16 protein-coding genes are annotated in these 13,943 nt (G+C 32.4%); all 16 read right to left on the minus strand.

Annotated features, from left to right (window positions below; all coding sequences use genetic code 11):
- Positions 1-13: 13 nt before the first annotated feature.
- Positions 14-1,849: a fused FliR family export protein/FlhB family type III secretion system protein gene (locus tag ABDZ93_RS03425; RefSeq protein ID WP_343823649.1), complete on the minus strand. Its 1,836-nt coding sequence runs from the start codon at positions 1,847-1,849 to the stop codon at positions 14-16.
- 11 nt (positions 1,850-1,860) lie between these two features.
- On the minus strand, positions 1,861-2,130 hold the full coding sequence (locus ABDZ93_RS03430; RefSeq protein WP_343823651.1) for a flagellar biosynthetic protein FliQ: 270 nt from the start codon (positions 2,128-2,130) through the stop codon (positions 1,861-1,863).
- Positions 2,131-2,144: 14 nt separating this feature from the next.
- Complete coding sequence (gene fliP, locus ABDZ93_RS03435) at positions 2,145-2,966, minus strand: flagellar type III secretion system pore protein FliP (protein ID WP_343823653.1); 822 nt, start codon at positions 2,964-2,966, stop codon at positions 2,145-2,147.
- A gap of 32 nt (positions 2,967-2,998) precedes the next feature.
- A complete protein-coding gene (locus ABDZ93_RS03440; RefSeq protein ID WP_343823655.1) occupies positions 2,999-3,340 on the minus strand; it encodes a flagellar biosynthetic protein FliO in 342 nt (113 codons plus the stop codon).
- 7 nt (positions 3,341-3,347) lie between these two features.
- Positions 3,348-3,845, minus strand: a complete 498-nt coding sequence (locus ABDZ93_RS03445) for a flagellar basal body-associated FliL family protein (RefSeq protein ID WP_343823656.1) — start codon at positions 3,843-3,845, stop codon at positions 3,348-3,350.
- Entirely contained in the window at positions 3,829-4,563 is a 735-nt protein-coding gene (locus ABDZ93_RS03450) for an OmpA family protein (protein WP_343823658.1), read from the minus strand. Before ABDZ93_RS03450 ends, ABDZ93_RS03445 begins: the two co-directional genes overlap by 17 nt.
- 10 nt (positions 4,564-4,573) lie before the next feature.
- Positions 4,574-5,365, minus strand: coding sequence for a motility protein A (locus ABDZ93_RS03455; protein WP_343823660.1), 792 nt, complete (start codon positions 5,363-5,365; stop codon positions 4,574-4,576).
- Complete coding sequence (locus tag ABDZ93_RS03460) at positions 5,352-5,567, minus strand: flagellar FlbD family protein (protein ID WP_343823662.1); 216 nt, start codon at positions 5,565-5,567, stop codon at positions 5,352-5,354. The genes ABDZ93_RS03455 and ABDZ93_RS03460 overlap by 14 nt, the downstream gene beginning before the upstream one ends.
- A 102-nt stretch (positions 5,568-5,669) precedes the next feature.
- Positions 5,670-6,728, minus strand: a complete 1,059-nt coding sequence (locus tag ABDZ93_RS03465) for a flagellar hook-basal body complex protein (protein WP_343823663.1) — start codon at positions 6,726-6,728, stop codon at positions 5,670-5,672.
- A gap of 43 nt (positions 6,729-6,771) precedes the next feature.
- A complete protein-coding gene (locus tag ABDZ93_RS03470) occupies positions 6,772-7,473 on the minus strand; it encodes a flagellar hook capping FlgD N-terminal domain-containing protein (RefSeq protein WP_343823665.1) in 702 nt (233 codons plus the stop codon).
- A gap of 11 nt (positions 7,474-7,484) precedes the next feature.
- Positions 7,485-8,822, minus strand: a complete 1,338-nt coding sequence (locus tag ABDZ93_RS03475; protein WP_343824520.1) for a flagellar hook-length control protein FliK — start codon at positions 8,820-8,822, stop codon at positions 7,485-7,487.
- 5 nt (positions 8,823-8,827) lie between these two features.
- Entirely contained in the window at positions 8,828-9,268 is a 441-nt protein-coding gene (fliJ, locus tag ABDZ93_RS03480; protein ID WP_343823667.1) for a flagellar export protein FliJ, read from the minus strand.
- Positions 9,269-9,282: 14 nt separating this feature from the next.
- Positions 9,283-10,590: a flagellar protein export ATPase FliI gene (gene fliI / locus ABDZ93_RS03485; RefSeq protein WP_343823669.1), complete on the minus strand. Its 1,308-nt coding sequence runs from the start codon at positions 10,588-10,590 to the stop codon at positions 9,283-9,285.
- 14 nt (positions 10,591-10,604) lie between these two features.
- Positions 10,605-11,372: a FliH/SctL family protein gene (locus tag ABDZ93_RS03490; RefSeq protein WP_343823672.1), complete on the minus strand. Its 768-nt coding sequence runs from the start codon at positions 11,370-11,372 to the stop codon at positions 10,605-10,607.
- Positions 11,356-12,369 (minus strand): flagellar motor switch protein FliG, encoded by a 1,014-nt coding sequence (fliG, locus tag ABDZ93_RS03495; protein WP_343823674.1) that lies wholly within the window; start codon positions 12,367-12,369, stop codon positions 11,356-11,358. Before fliG ends, ABDZ93_RS03490 begins: the two co-directional genes overlap by 17 nt.
- A 2-nt stretch (positions 12,370-12,371) precedes the next feature.
- A complete protein-coding gene (gene fliF, locus ABDZ93_RS03500) occupies positions 12,372-13,943 on the minus strand; it encodes a flagellar basal-body MS-ring/collar protein FliF (protein WP_343823676.1) in 1,572 nt (523 codons plus the stop codon).

Consider the following 13,943-nt stretch of genomic DNA (forward strand, 5'->3'; position numbering starts at 1 on the left):
CATCCTTTTTACATTATTTCTTCATTTTATAGACTAATACTAATATTTCTGCCACTGCCTTATACATATCAAAGGGAATCTCTTTATCTAATTCAACTTCTTTGAACATGAGTCTAGCTAATGGTTTATTTTCTATAATTGGTACATTATTTTCGATAGCCTTTTCTTTAATCTTTAATGCTACATACTCACTACCCTTTGCTATAACCAGTGGTGCTTTCCCACTATTTTCTTCATATTTCAAAGCCACCGCAATATGGGTTGGATTTGTAATTACAACAGTAGCATCTGGTACTGATTGCATCATTCTTCTCATGGCCATTTCTCTTTGCTTCTGTCTTCTTTTCCCCTTAACTACAGGGTCTCCTTCTTGTTGTTTATATTCTTCCTTTATCTCTTGTTTAGTCATTTTTAAATCCTTATTATGTTGGAATTTCTGATATAAAAAATCTATACATCCTATTATTAATAAGGCTATACCAACTTTAATAAAAACATTAATTATTAAACTACCTAATTCTGTAAGTATTACTCCCGTTTTATAGTTTCCAAAATTTAAAAGACTATAGTAATTATCTAACACAAACTTATATCCTATATATCCTACAATAGAAACAATACACAAGTTCTTTACTAAATCCACTAAGGATCTTATTGAAAACATTCTTTTAAATCCACTTATAGGATTTAGTTTACTAAACTGTGGTTTTAGAGGTTCTGTAGTATTTATAAATCCTGTTTGAAGTACATTCCCAATTACTCCCACAACCATAATAGGAACTGCCACTGGTATAAATATTTTAAAAATATCAATTAAAACCTTTATTAGCAATCCCACTAAACTCTCCTGACTTAATTGAAAATTTAAGTAACTCTCTAGATACATTTTCATACTATCTCTTAAGATATTTAGTACAAAGCTACTTAAAATAGCTATAACTAAAGTAGCTGCTAAAAGAGTTAATGCAGAAGATAACTCCTTACTTTTAGCTACCTGCCCTTTTTTCTTAGCATCTTGAAGCTTTTTAGGAGTAGGTTTTTCTGTCTTATCTCCACTATCATTAGCTGCCGAAATTAATATAAAAGGCATCATAGTGAAGATTTCAGAGAATATATGTTTAATAGCATCAAAATTTGAAGCTATAATTTTCATAATTAAAGGAATCGAAATTACAAAGGTTGCAAGTCCAACAAAAATTTTGATTGGCATTCCTAGTATCATAGCATTAAGCTGAGGCATAACCCTTGAAACTAAGCCTAATACAATTTCAGTCATAAGTATTATAAGCATTATTGGTACTGCAATCTTAATCCCAATAGTAAAAAATTCAAATATAACCTGAATAATATATCCTAAAATTTCTTTATTAAAAGTTACAGATCCTATAGGTACTGATGTAAAACTATCTATAAGACACTGTACTAAAATAAGATGTCCATCAACTAACATAAATACAGCAAGACAAATCCAGTACATCAACCTTCCTATTACTGATATGTTTTCACCTGCAACTGGGTCAAATAGGCTCATCATAGAAAAACCTATGGAAAAGTCCATAATTTGTCCTGCCATCTGTACAACACTAAACAGTAAATTTACTATATATCCTAGACATATTCCCATCATTATCTCTTTGCCTATGAGCATTATAAAAACAAAGATATTATTTATTTCTGGCAATGCTTCAGTACTAATTATTGGAGATAAAATCATGGATATAATAAGTCCTACACCAATCTTAGCTATGCTTGGTGTTCCTGTTGGGAAAAAGGTTGGCACTGTAAAAAGTAAGGATGTTATCCTCATAAATATCATTAAAAAAGCTATGAACATTAAAATATCTACCAACGTTATCCCACCTAAGCTCCTATATTAGAAATTATTGAAAAAATTCTTTGAGTAAACCCTACAATTGTATTTCCTACAAAAGTGGCAGTAATTATTCCCACTATAGCCACAGCTATTATTTTAGGTACAAAGGTTAAGGTTTGTTCTTGTATTTGAGTTGTGGCCTGAAATATACTTATCAAAAGTCCCACTGCTGTAGCCGTAAGCAATATAGGACCAGCTGCCATTAACGCAGTCTTAACCATATCCTGCAATATTGCAACCACCATAGTCTGTGTCATATTATATCACCTCTCTAAAATCCTAATATTAAGGATTGACTTAACAAGTTCCATCCATCTACTAATACGAATAAAAGTAATTTAAATGGCAGTGAAATCATTGCCGGCGGTAACATAAACATACCCATAGACATAAGCACACTAGCAGTTACAATGTCTACCAATATAAATGGTATAAATAGTAAAAACCCTATTTCAAAGGCTGTCCTTAATTCGCTTATAACAAAAGCTGGTACAATTACATAAAGCGGAACTTCATCATAATTGTATGTCTCCTTACCCTCTGCATCCTTATCTACTTTAACAGCATCCTCTACTTTTCCTGCTTCAAGAAAAAGCTTTAAATCTTTTACTCTAGTTTGTTTTAACATAAATTCCCTCATGGGCTTAATACCTTTATCTATAGCTACATCCATAGTTATTTCTTCTTTTATATAAGGTTGAACTGCCTTCTCATTAATTTCTGAAAAGGTAGGTGCCATTACAAAGAAAGTTAGAAACAAGGACAATCCAATAATTATTTGTCTTGGAATTGATGTAGCTCCTATAGCACTCTTAAAAAAGGAAAGTACTGTTACAATTCTTATAAATCCTGTGGTCATTATAAGGATTGATGGAAGTATTGTAAGTACTGTTAATACTAATAATAACTTTATATTGTCCACATATTCAGTAGGAGTTTTTGTATTTCCATCTCCAAAGGATATATTTATATCTGGAATTGGCATGGTGTCTCCAGTAGCATAAGCTACTTTACTACTAATTGAAATAACACAAAACACCAGTAGTATTAGTGTTATTGGTTTAATAAACTTTTTTAGATCAATTTTTTTCATATGTATTATCCCTTTATTCTTAAAATAATATTTTACTTTCTCCACTTTAGATACTTGTCTTTAAAAAGTTGCTTTAACTCCCTACTATTCTTTAATTGAACCATTTCAATTTCTTTGTAATTTTCTCCTTCAACTTCTTCTACAATTTCTATTTTACCTTGAGCTGAAGTAACTAAATAAAATTTATCTCCTATCTTTACAATGAGCAGAGAGTTATCTTTGCTGATTGTTAATCTCTCTATTACTCTCATTGTAGATTTCCTATTTATGTGACTATATTTCTCAACTGTCTTTCCTAACCAAAGAATTAGTCCTATAACTAATGGAAAAAATATTACTAGTTTTAATAATGTCATAATCAACTGACTATCCATATTTCACCTACTGAACAATTAAATCTGTGAAATAAACATTAGCTATCTTGCCATTATTTAAAAGTTCATTTGCCTTTACAATTATCTCTTCTTTTAATAGAGCTTCTCCTTCTGTTGTGAAGTCTGTAGACTTTTTAGTTCTTAGGATCTTATTTATGCAATCTCTTATTTGCGGAACTTTTGCTGTTAACTCTTTTTGTAATTTTTTGTTTTTTCCATCAGAGCCTAAGAATATATTAACCTTAACAAATTTAGATTTTTCCTCATCACTTAAATTTACTAAAAACTCCTTTAAGTCTAAAGTAGCTTCTTTTTCTAATAGATTACTTTCACTAGCGCCACTATTACTTTTACCTGCCTGCTTTGTTGCAACCGTATATCCAACAAACACAGCTCCAGTTATAAGTGCAAATATTACTATAGCGGTTACTATAATTAGAACCAATTTAGAGCTTCCGCCCTTTTCTTTTTCTAACTCATTACCATTACTATTTTTCTTGCTCATTTCCTTGCTCCTTTACATTAGTTACAACTATAATATTAACTCTTCTATTTTTAGCTCTTCCTTCATTGGTATCATTTGGAGCTATCGGTTTATACTCTCCACATCCCTGTGCTGAAAATCTCTTAGGATTTAAAACTTTATTATTATCTAAAAAATAGTCTAATACACTTAATGCTCTATCAGAAGATAAGTGCCAGTTATTTGGCATACCCGGTTTATTAATTGGTATATTATCTGTATGACCTTCAATTATAATTTTATTGTCTACCTTACCTATTAAATCACTAACCTTATCTAATACATTTTTACTATCTGACCTTAGCTCTGCCTTTCCAGTATCAAAAAGCACTGAATCCTTCATCTGTATATTAAGACCTTTTTCATCTTCATATATTTGAACATCATTCTCTAAATCATTTTCTTTAATGTAAGTTAAAACATCTTCTACAATTTCCAAGTTTTCATTTTCTTGAGCATCCTCCACTGTAAGTTGTGGTTTTCCAACTATAGGTACATCTCCACTACTTGAATTAAATTCAAGTATTGATTTATCAGCCTTGCCACTAAAAGCACTTTGCATTGCTGCAGCTATCTGCTGAAGCTTTTGTGAGTCTACAGTTGATAATGAATAAAGTAAAACAAAGAAGGTTAATAGCAAAGTAACAGTATCTGCATAAGTAGCTAGCCAACCATCAGTCTTTATTTCTCTCTTCGCCATAATTACTCACCTACTCTCCTTGATTAACACCGCTTAAATACTTTACTCTATCCTCTGGTGATAAATATACTATCATTTTATCTTCAATTACCCTTGGGTTTACTCCTGACTGTATAGAAAGCACCCCTTCAATCATCATTTCCATTTGGTTTACTTCATTAGCTGTTTTATAATTCAGTTTTCCTGCTATAGGAAGTACAACTAAATTAGCAAGCATAGAACCATAAAAAGTTGTAATAAGAGCCTTACCCATACCTGATGCTAAGTTGTCCGCATCCGATAAGTTAGCAAGCATTTGTATAAGTCCAATTAATGTTCCAATCATACCCATTGCTGGAGCATATGCACCCCAAGTTGTAAACATAGATGCTGCATCTTCGTGTCTTTTTTCTAACTCTTTAATTTCTAAAGTCATTATTTCTCTTATAGATTCAGGTTCAATACCATCAACTATCATATTCAAACCTTTTTTAACAAATTCGTTATTAATCTCTTGTATATCTTCTTCTAAAGAAAGTAGTCCATCTCTTCTAGCCTTCTTAGATAAATTAACAAATAATGCAATATTATCTATTTTAGATACACTATCCTCTTTAAATGCCTGTGCTGCAACCTTAATAAATCTTTTAATTTCATTAAAAGGGTATGACATTAAAAGTGCTCCAAAGGAGCCTCCTATTGTTATAGCTAAGGATGGTACATCATAGAATAACTTTAACGATCCTCCACTTACCATTCCATAAAATACAAGTACAATTGCAATCACAAAACCTATAGCTGTTAACATATCATTCTTCTTCATTGCTTTCCTCCAACCGTACATTTGCCCAGTATTTTCGCTTAAACTCTATAACCTTTTCAACTATTTCTTTAGAACTTTCTTTAACTAAATACTTTTTCCCATTGATTAAGGTAATAACTGTTTCTGGGATTTCCTCAATTTTTTCAATGTGATTACTATTAAGAATAAACTTATTTCCATTTAAGGGGTTAACTTCTATCATATTCTCCTATACCTCCTATGATATAGTAGATTTACTTAAGCTAAGAACAATATGATTCTTGTACTTAGCCTAAGAAAAATCACATTTATATATTTAAGCTAATTATCTTTTTAAATTTACAAGTTCTTGTAATATTTCATCAGCAGTTGTGATAATTTTACCACAAGCTTGGAAAGAACGAGTAGCTACTATCATATCTGTGAATTGTGCAGATAAATCTACATTTGACATCTCTAAAAATCCATTTAAAACTTTTCCATATGCCTTTCCATTATCTTCTCTTCCACCTAAAGCCGCTTCATTTGCATACTTTCCAACTCTAGCTAATGGATTACCTGAGTTTGCTGAAGGAGTATATAGATTGTTACCAATTTTCTCAAGACCTTCATTGTTAGTAAATGATGCCATAGCAACTTGTCCAAGAACAGTAGTACTACCATCAGCAAGAACAGCTTTAATTAATCCATCATTTTCTATAGAGAAACCTTGAATCCTAACATCTTCTCTTCTTCCTGTTGGCTTCCCATCAGTACCAACTTCTGGATTTCCATCTTTATCAGTTACCAACTTAGATACAGTTTCAGGTATTTTAAGTGGTACTAATTCATTTTGATTAGCATTTAAGCTTGCTGATTCTCCATCTACATAATTAACTATTCCACCTGCTGGAGATGTTGCTGTTCCATCACTTATAGCATAACCCATAATTCTATATCCATTAGAATTCAAAAGATTACCCTTACTATCTACCTTAAAAGAACCATCTCTTGTATAGAAGCTCTCTAAAGTTGTAGATCCCATACTTTGGTCTGGATTAACTGTTATTGTTCCACCTTCTGGTCCTTTAGCTACTATGAAATATCCTGTTCCATCTACAGCTACATCATAAGGTCTTCCTGTTGGTTGTAAACTTCCTTGAGCCATATTTGTAACTATACTTTGTATAGAAACTCCCATACCAACTCTTGAAGGGTTAACTCCTCCTAGGTTTAATCCTGGGCCTGATGCCCCTCTATAACTTTGATACATGCTATCTTGAAAAGTAACTGAAGATGATTTAAAGGAAGTAGTTCCTGAGTTTGCCACATTATTTCCTATTACATCTAGCTTTTTTTGATTAGCTCCTAAACCTGATATCCCTGAATACATTGAATTTAACATATTATACTATCCCTCCGATTCTCTATTTTTTACTATAATTTTATTAGCCTTTTACTCCAATTACAGAGTCAAATAAGTAATCTTTAATTTCAGTTTTACCATCAACCTCAACTTCAACCTTAAGTTTAATGCCTTCTGCATCCCTATATACTTCTACAACTTTACCTGTAATAGACTTAGTTTTCTCTTCTTTCTCTTTCTTTCCATCCCCCTCTGGTTTCTCTTCCGTTGTATCTGATGGTAATGCTATTTCAACAATCTTACCCATCAATGTTACTGCATTAGAGAAGGTTAAGTTATCCATGTTCGGATCTCCAGAATCAATAACATCTGTAACTTGACTATATTTATAATCTGTATATTTTCCATCCACACCTTCTACTGTTACATATACGTCTCCCCCGTATTTATATACAGCTCTAACTACCCCACACTGAGGAACTCCTTTAGAATCTAAAGCATCTAAAGCCACAAATTTTCCAGTTAATCCTTGTGCTGAAGAAAGAGTCATTGTAGAATTTAATGAACTCATCTGTTCAAGGGTTGTAAATTGTGCTAACTGTGAGATGTAAGCAGTAGTGTCTTGAGCTTGGGTTGGATCCTGATTAGAAAGCTCTGCAGCTAATATTTTAAAGAAAGAGTTTTTGTCGAACTCTGCCCCTGGTTTTACAATAGGTGTACCATTTTCCGTTTTATTTCCTAAAACTTCTGATGTTACTTTTGTATTATGGGTTGATATTGGCATTTCATCATCTCCTAAACTAGTAAATCTATTTCATTAGAAGCTTTACCTTTAGCTTCAGGTATAACATCCTCTTCAACTATATCCCCATGAGATCCTTGTCTACCACTTTCACTACTACCTTGTCCACCATTTTCATAAGCTTTACCCTGGCTATTTCCATGAGTAAAATAGGTAGTATCCTCTTCATATAGTCCTATATTTACTGATTGTATTTTTATGTTATTTCCATTTAACTTTTCATTTATATCCTTAAGTCCTAAAGCTAGCATCTCTACCGTTTCCTTTGACGTAGCCTTAATCATTGCTTTCAAAGCACCTTGCTCCATACTTACAGATATCGATATTTCACCTAATTCTTTAGGATAAATTTTTACAGTTAAATCTTTAACACCATTCTTATCCATATATGATAAAGCTTTTATTACATCATTATTTAGCTCACTCTTTGTAATAGCTATAGGCTTATCACTAGATACTTCGCCAGATTTCAGTAAACTATTTTCAAATGATGACATAAAATCAGTAGCTCTTGTAACCTTTGAGTCCTTCTCTTCACCATTAATTACTTTGTTCAAAATAGCTGTTTCTTTTGAAAACTTACTATCTGTACCATTACTTTCTTTATTGTCTTCAGCTCCAGCTACTACCCTACTTTTATCTATAACTTCAGCTTCCATACCTATTCTTATAGGTATATTTAAAGAAACATCGTCTTTATTAACATCCTTCATTGAAACTATTTTCTGCAACTGACTTACTAGGTCATCAGCCTCTATACCTTCCTCTGATGTCAGTAATTTCATGAGAGCTTCTCTATTACTTTTTAAATCTGTGAAATCATCATTAATTAAAGTGAGTAACTCTGTAAGTTTATTTTTCTTATCACTATCTAGTGATACTTCATTTAATAGTTCTAATAAATTGTTTGCCTTTTTTTCACTTCCTAAAATCTCTAATAAAGATTGAATTTCCCCTTTAGCTTCAGTTTCACTGATAATATTAGTTGAATCTAATTCAGCGTTAGCGGTATTCTCCTTATTCAAAAGAGCTAAAATATAATTTATTAGTGACTGCATGTTTTCTGAGGTATTCAATTCTTCACCTTGATCAACTTCCTCAGAGTTCACTATGTAATCCTTAGAAGGCTCTTTAACTTTTCCCTGTTCATTAGAAGTTACTGATTTAGTTTCGGTTTTATACTTTTCATAGTTTTTACTGTAGTTTTTAAGTTCCTTTGAAAATTCATCATTAAAATATTTATTATTATTTCCTTCAGACTTTTTAACTTTTTCACCAATACCACTACCTTTATACAGGTCATTTCCAACACTAACTTGTGCCATTTCCATCAAATTTATCGCCTCCCGCCTTCACGTAAAAATCCATACAGTGCAAATTCATCATTATGAATTTGCTCTATCCTATTTTCTTCCTTTATAAATGCTGCTCGATCCTTATCTTTTAATATCCCTACTATCTTTTTGTTTACTTGAGCAGTAACTAACTCTTTTCTCGTAGTTTCTACCCTTTCTTCATCAGTTTTAAGTTTTTCTTTTGTTATGCTAATAGTACTATTTAATAGATTCAAATAATGATGCTGAATTTTTCTTTCAGTTACACTCATGTTATTATTCACAGTAGAATATCTTTGGAAGTTATTTTCTAGACCTTCAAGCTCTGCTTCTACCCTGTTCTTTTCCCTTAGAGCTTCCATAAAAACTATTTTTCTACTGTCTTCTTCTTTCTCTCTTATGTCCAACAACCTTTGCAATTTAAATTTATAAATTTGTCCCAAAGTCTACACCACCTTTATTTAAACATATTAATAAGCATATCTTTACTTTCTTCAAGTTCACAAGCTTCTTTTATTTCTTGAGTTAAAAATCCATTTATACTATCTATATACTCAATGGCCATATCTATTTTGGAATTACTTCCCTTTACATAGGCTCCTAGATTTATTAAATCTTCCGCGTCTTTGTAAGATGCCATTAAATCTCTAGCAAGAGAAGCTGCCTTTATATGAATTTCCTCAGCAATTTCTGGCATAAGCCTAGATACGCTCTTAAGCACATCAATAGCTGGATAATGATTTTTAGTAGCTAGGTCACGACTTAATACAATATGTCCATCTAAAATACCTCTTACTGCATCTGCGATGGGCTCATTAAAGTCATCTCCATCAACTAGTACAGTATAAAAAGCTGTAATAGATCCTTTGTCAGACATTCCACTACGTTCAAGAAGTTTTGGTAACATTGCAAAAACCGAAGGAGTATATCCTTTAGTAGCTGGAGGCTCTCCTATAGCAAGACCAATCTCCCTTTGTGCCATAGCAAAACGGGTCACTGAGTCCATCATAAGAATAACCTTTAACCCTTTATCTCTAAAGTATTCTGCAATAGCTGTGGCTGTAAATGCCCCCTTTAGCCTGACAAGGGCTGGTTGATCAGAAGTAGCACATACTACTACAGATTTTTTTAACCCTTCTGGTCCTAGATCTTTTTCTATGAAATCTAAAACCTCTCTCCCTCTTTCACCTATTAGGGATATCACATTTACATCAGCCTTTGCTTCCCTGGCAATCATTCCAAGGGTAGTACTTTTTCCTACCCCTGAACCAGCAAAGATACCAATCCTTTGTCCTTCACCACAAGTAAGAAATCCATCAATGGCTCTTACCCCTGTAGGAAGGATTTCTTTGATCCTTCTTCTCTTCAATGGGTCTGGTGGCATAGCTTCCAAAGGATAATTCTTATAAAGAGTTAATTCCTTTTCATCTAAAGGATTGCCAATTCCATCTAAAACTCTTCCTAAAAGTTCATCTGAACACTTTATACTTAGCTGCTTTCCTGTTCTCTCTACTCTGCATCCTGGCGATATGCCTATTAGGTTTCCAAGGGGCATAAGAATTAAATTGCCATCTTTAAACCCTACTACTTCACAGACTATAGTATTATTTTCTTCATTATATATATGGAAAATCTCTCCTACAAACCCCTTAACTCCTTTTACTTCAATGGTAAGACCAATTATGTTTTTAACTACGCCTTCCATATGATTAAAATTTGTTTTATTAATATTTTTATCGATGTCTTCTATATTCAAATTAATCATAATACCATCTTCCTCTATGCTTCCATGAGAATTTCCTTTAGTTTCTCTATGCTTCCCTTAATAGTAAAGGTTGTTTTTCCATCATCCTTATCAACAACTAGGGTTCCATCTTCTAAATAATTATCTTGTAAAACTACTATTTCTCCTCTGATGCCTATACTATGTTTGAATTCTTCTATTTTGGCCTCTATTTTTTCTAAATAGTTAGTTGATACTCTTATAATTATCATCTTAGCATTCTTCTCTTCGGATAGGATATCGAATAGTAATTCATTTAGTGCATCCTTATTCTCCAATTCCTTCTTGAGCATATTTTCTACGGCATTTATAATAATTTTTCTAATGCCCATTTCCTTAGACTTAAGAAATTTATCATACTCTTCCTTAGCTTGATAAAGAATAAAATTTGCATTTTGAATTATTTCTTCACCCTTTTTTACACCTTCATCATAAGCCTTATCATAACCCTCTTTATAACCAATGCCATGGCCTTCTTCATAACCCTTATTAAATCCATTTTCCTTGGCTTCATATATGATTTCTTCTACTTTTCCCTTTGCATTGGCAAGAATATCTTCAGCTTCTATACTGGCATTTTTAACTATTTCTTCACCCTTTTTCTTTAGCTTTAGATACTCCTCCATATTTAGGGGGCTAGAATTCTCTAAATCCAAGGTCTCCTCTATTATAGGAGCTGGCTCTATATAAAAGTCTGTATCTATTACCTTCGTTCCGCTTTCACATACATTAACACTTTTAATTACCCTATAAGATGAGTGCATCGTCTCCACCTCTTACAATTGTTATTTCTCCAGCTTCATCTAGTCTTCTAATTAATGCAACAATTTTTTGTTGAGCTTTTTCAACATCCATAAGTCTTACAGGTCCTAAGAATTCCATATCTTCCTTTAATGTAGCTGCTGCACGTTTTGAAAGGTTTCTTGATATAGTTTCTATCACTTGTTCTGAAGTACCCTTTAGAGCCATACAAAGCTCCTTATTATCAACCTCACGTAAAATTCTTTGAATTTCCACATCATTGATAGTGATAATATCTTCAAATACAAACATAGATTCCTTAACTTTATCTGCAAGTTCCATATCTTCTCTTTCAAGACCTTCTGTAATATTTTTCTCTGTAGTCCTATCAACTTGGTTAAGTATGTTAACTAAAGATTGAACTCCTCCTATGACAGTGCTTTCACTAGTAACTACTGAAGATAACTTACTATTTAATACCTCTTCAATTTCCTTCACTACTATCGGATATATGTTACTCATGGTAGCAACTCTAAAAGCAACTTCACTCTGCAATTCAGATGGAAGTGCGGACATTATCTGACCTGCTTTATCCGGCTGTAAATGACAAAGTATTAATGCTATAGTTTGAGGATGTTCTCCTGAAATTACATTCATAAGCTGAGTTGCATCAGCTTTTCTAGCAATAGAAAACGGTCTAAACTGCTGTGAAAACTCTGTAACTCTATCTAAAATATCATTGGCCTTTTGAGTCCCTAAAGCTTTAGATAAAACGCTTCTAGCATACTCTACTCCACCTTCAAGAATATAATCTTTAGCCTTATTTAATTCCATAAACTCATCCAAAACAGCTTGTCTGTCTTCAGCTTTAACCGATGACATATTAGCAATCTCATAGGTTACCTTTTGTATATCTCTTTCATTTAATCTTTTTATTATTGCTGCAGATGCATCTGGTCCCAAAGAGATAAATAATATTGCTGCTTTTTGAATGCCGGTAAATTTTTCTGTTTTAGCCATTACTATCTCCCTTCTTCATCAGTCATCCATGATTTTATAATATCAGCTACCTGTTCTGGTTTCTTTTCTGCATATTTTTTAACTTCTTTCATGACTTTTTCTCTTTCAGTTTCTGCTTCTAAATTTAAATCTTTATATAAATCTGCCACTGTTTCTAAAGTTTCATCTCCTATAACTACATCTAGTCCTTCTATAGCCTCTTCATCTTCTTCGTCTTCTTCTTTTCTCTTATTTCTAAGAATAGAAATAAATACAATAATAAGTATAAGTGCTATAACCGCTCCTGCTCCTAAAGCAATAAGCTTAATCCTTCTAGATTTTGCTTCTGCTTCCTTCATAGCGTTAATTTCTTCTTCTGCTTGAGTTTTATAATCATCATTAAAATCTAAACTTTCAACTGAAATTCCATCACCTCGATCTTTATCGAAACCAATGGCATCAGAAACTAAATTTTTTATAGTATTTTTAGTAGCATTATCTATATCTCCATTAACAACTACAGATGTGGTAATTCTCTCCACTTGCCCTGGAGCTTTTACCACTGTTTCTTCACTTTTAGAATTATTAAAGTTTCTAGTTTCTTCAGAATAACCTGCTTTTTCAGTATTTTTTTCTGCATCTTGTGCATTAGTCATATTGTTATCTACAGTACTTCCAGAAGTATTTTCAGTATCTTTACTATTATCTTTAATGATATGTTCACTTACTACCGCCGAAGTCTTCGGATCATATGTAACATTATTCTGCTTTACAGCATCAAAGTTAAGCTCTGCATTTACAGATACTTTCACATTATCTTTGTAAATTGGCTCTAGTACATTTAAAATTTTCTTTTCATATTCTTTTTCAACTTTTTTAGTTGAATCAATTTGGTTTTCTGTGCTAGTAGCCTGAGTTCCTTTTTCATTATCAAATAAACCTTCTGTTAATAACTTTAAATTGTCTGATACTATTGTAACATCTTCCTTATCTAAGTTTTCCACACTGCCTGTTACTAGGTGCACAATAGCCTTAACTTGTTCTGGTGAAAGTTCATTTCCTGGCACTAACTTTACTGTTACTGAAGCACTGGCAGGAGCTGGTTTAGTTACAAAGGCTGAGTTGTTAGGTAAAACTAAATTTACCTTTGCTGCTTCAACTTCCTCAAATCCCTTTATAGTTCTTTCTAATTCTCCAGAAAGTGCTCTTTGATACATTATTCTTGACTCTTCATCTGTAGCTCCTATGCTACCTTTATCAAAAAGTTCAAATCCTTGACTTCCTTCTGTTATTTGCACCTCTGACAGCATTTCCATTCTCAACTTGTCTACTTGAGACTTTTCAACTAAGATTGAATTTCCTTCTATTTTGTACTTAGTTCCTTTGCCTTCTAAATTGGCTATAATCTTTCCTGAATCTTGGGAATCCATATTTGAAAATAAAACTGTATACTTTGGTTTAAGTGATACATAAAGTAGGGTTCCTATTGCTAAAACTGTCACTACTGAAATTATCACTAAAGCTATCTTTCTAGTTTTCGACATGGAATTCCACTTATCTTTTATCTTCTTCATTAGCTCCGATAGCTTACTCAT

Origin of the sequence: Clostridium subterminale, from assembly GCF_039521425.1 — a bacterium.
GTDB classification, from domain to species: domain Bacteria; phylum Bacillota; class Clostridia; order Clostridiales; family Clostridiaceae; genus Clostridium_J; species Clostridium_J subterminale.

Bases quoted from the DNA above. Each gene is read 5' to 3' on its own strand.
- ABDZ93_RS03430 (WP_343823651.1), bottom strand. From the start codon at position 2,130: ATGACACAGACTATGGTGGTTGCAATATTGCAGGATATGGTTAAGACT.
- fliP (WP_343823653.1), bottom strand. From the start codon at position 2,966: ATGAAAAAAATTGATCTAAAAAAGTTTATTAAACCAATAACACTAATA.
- ABDZ93_RS03440 (WP_343823655.1), bottom strand. From the start codon at position 3,340: ATGGATAGTCAGTTGATTATGACATTATTAAAACTAGTAATATTTTTT.
- ABDZ93_RS03445 (WP_343823656.1), bottom strand. From the start codon at position 3,845: ATGAGCAAGAAAAATAGTAATGGTAATGAGTTAGAAAAAGAAAAGGGC.
- ABDZ93_RS03450 (WP_343823658.1), bottom strand. From the start codon at position 4,563: ATGGCGAAGAGAGAAATAAAGACTGATGGTTGGCTAGCTACTTATGCA.
- ABDZ93_RS03455 (WP_343823660.1), bottom strand. From the start codon at position 5,365: ATGAAGAAGAATGATATGTTAACAGCTATAGGTTTTGTGATTGCAATT.
- ABDZ93_RS03460 (WP_343823662.1), bottom strand. From the start codon at position 5,567: ATGATAGAAGTTAACCCCTTAAATGGAAATAAGTTTATTCTTAATAGT.
- ABDZ93_RS03465 (WP_343823663.1), bottom strand. From the start codon at position 6,728: ATGTTAAATTCAATGTATTCAGGGATATCAGGTTTAGGAGCTAATCAA.
- ABDZ93_RS03470 (WP_343823665.1), bottom strand. From the start codon at position 7,473: ATGCCAATATCAACCCATAATACAAAAGTAACATCAGAAGTTTTAGGA.
- ABDZ93_RS03475 (WP_343824520.1), bottom strand. From the start codon at position 8,822: ATGGAAATGGCACAAGTTAGTGTTGGAAATGACCTGTATAAAGGTAGT.
- fliI (WP_343823669.1), bottom strand. From the start codon at position 10,590: ATGATTAATTTGAATATAGAAGACATCGATAAAAATATTAATAAAACA.
- ABDZ93_RS03490 (WP_343823672.1), bottom strand. From the start codon at position 11,372: ATGCACTCATCTTATAGGGTAATTAAAAGTGTTAATGTATGTGAAAGC.
- fliG (WP_343823674.1), bottom strand. From the start codon at position 12,369: ATGGCTAAAACAGAAAAATTTACCGGCATTCAAAAAGCAGCAATATTA.
- fliF (WP_343823676.1), bottom strand. From the start codon at position 13,943: ATGAGTAAGCTATCGGAGCTAATGAAGAAGATAAAAGATAAGTGGAAT.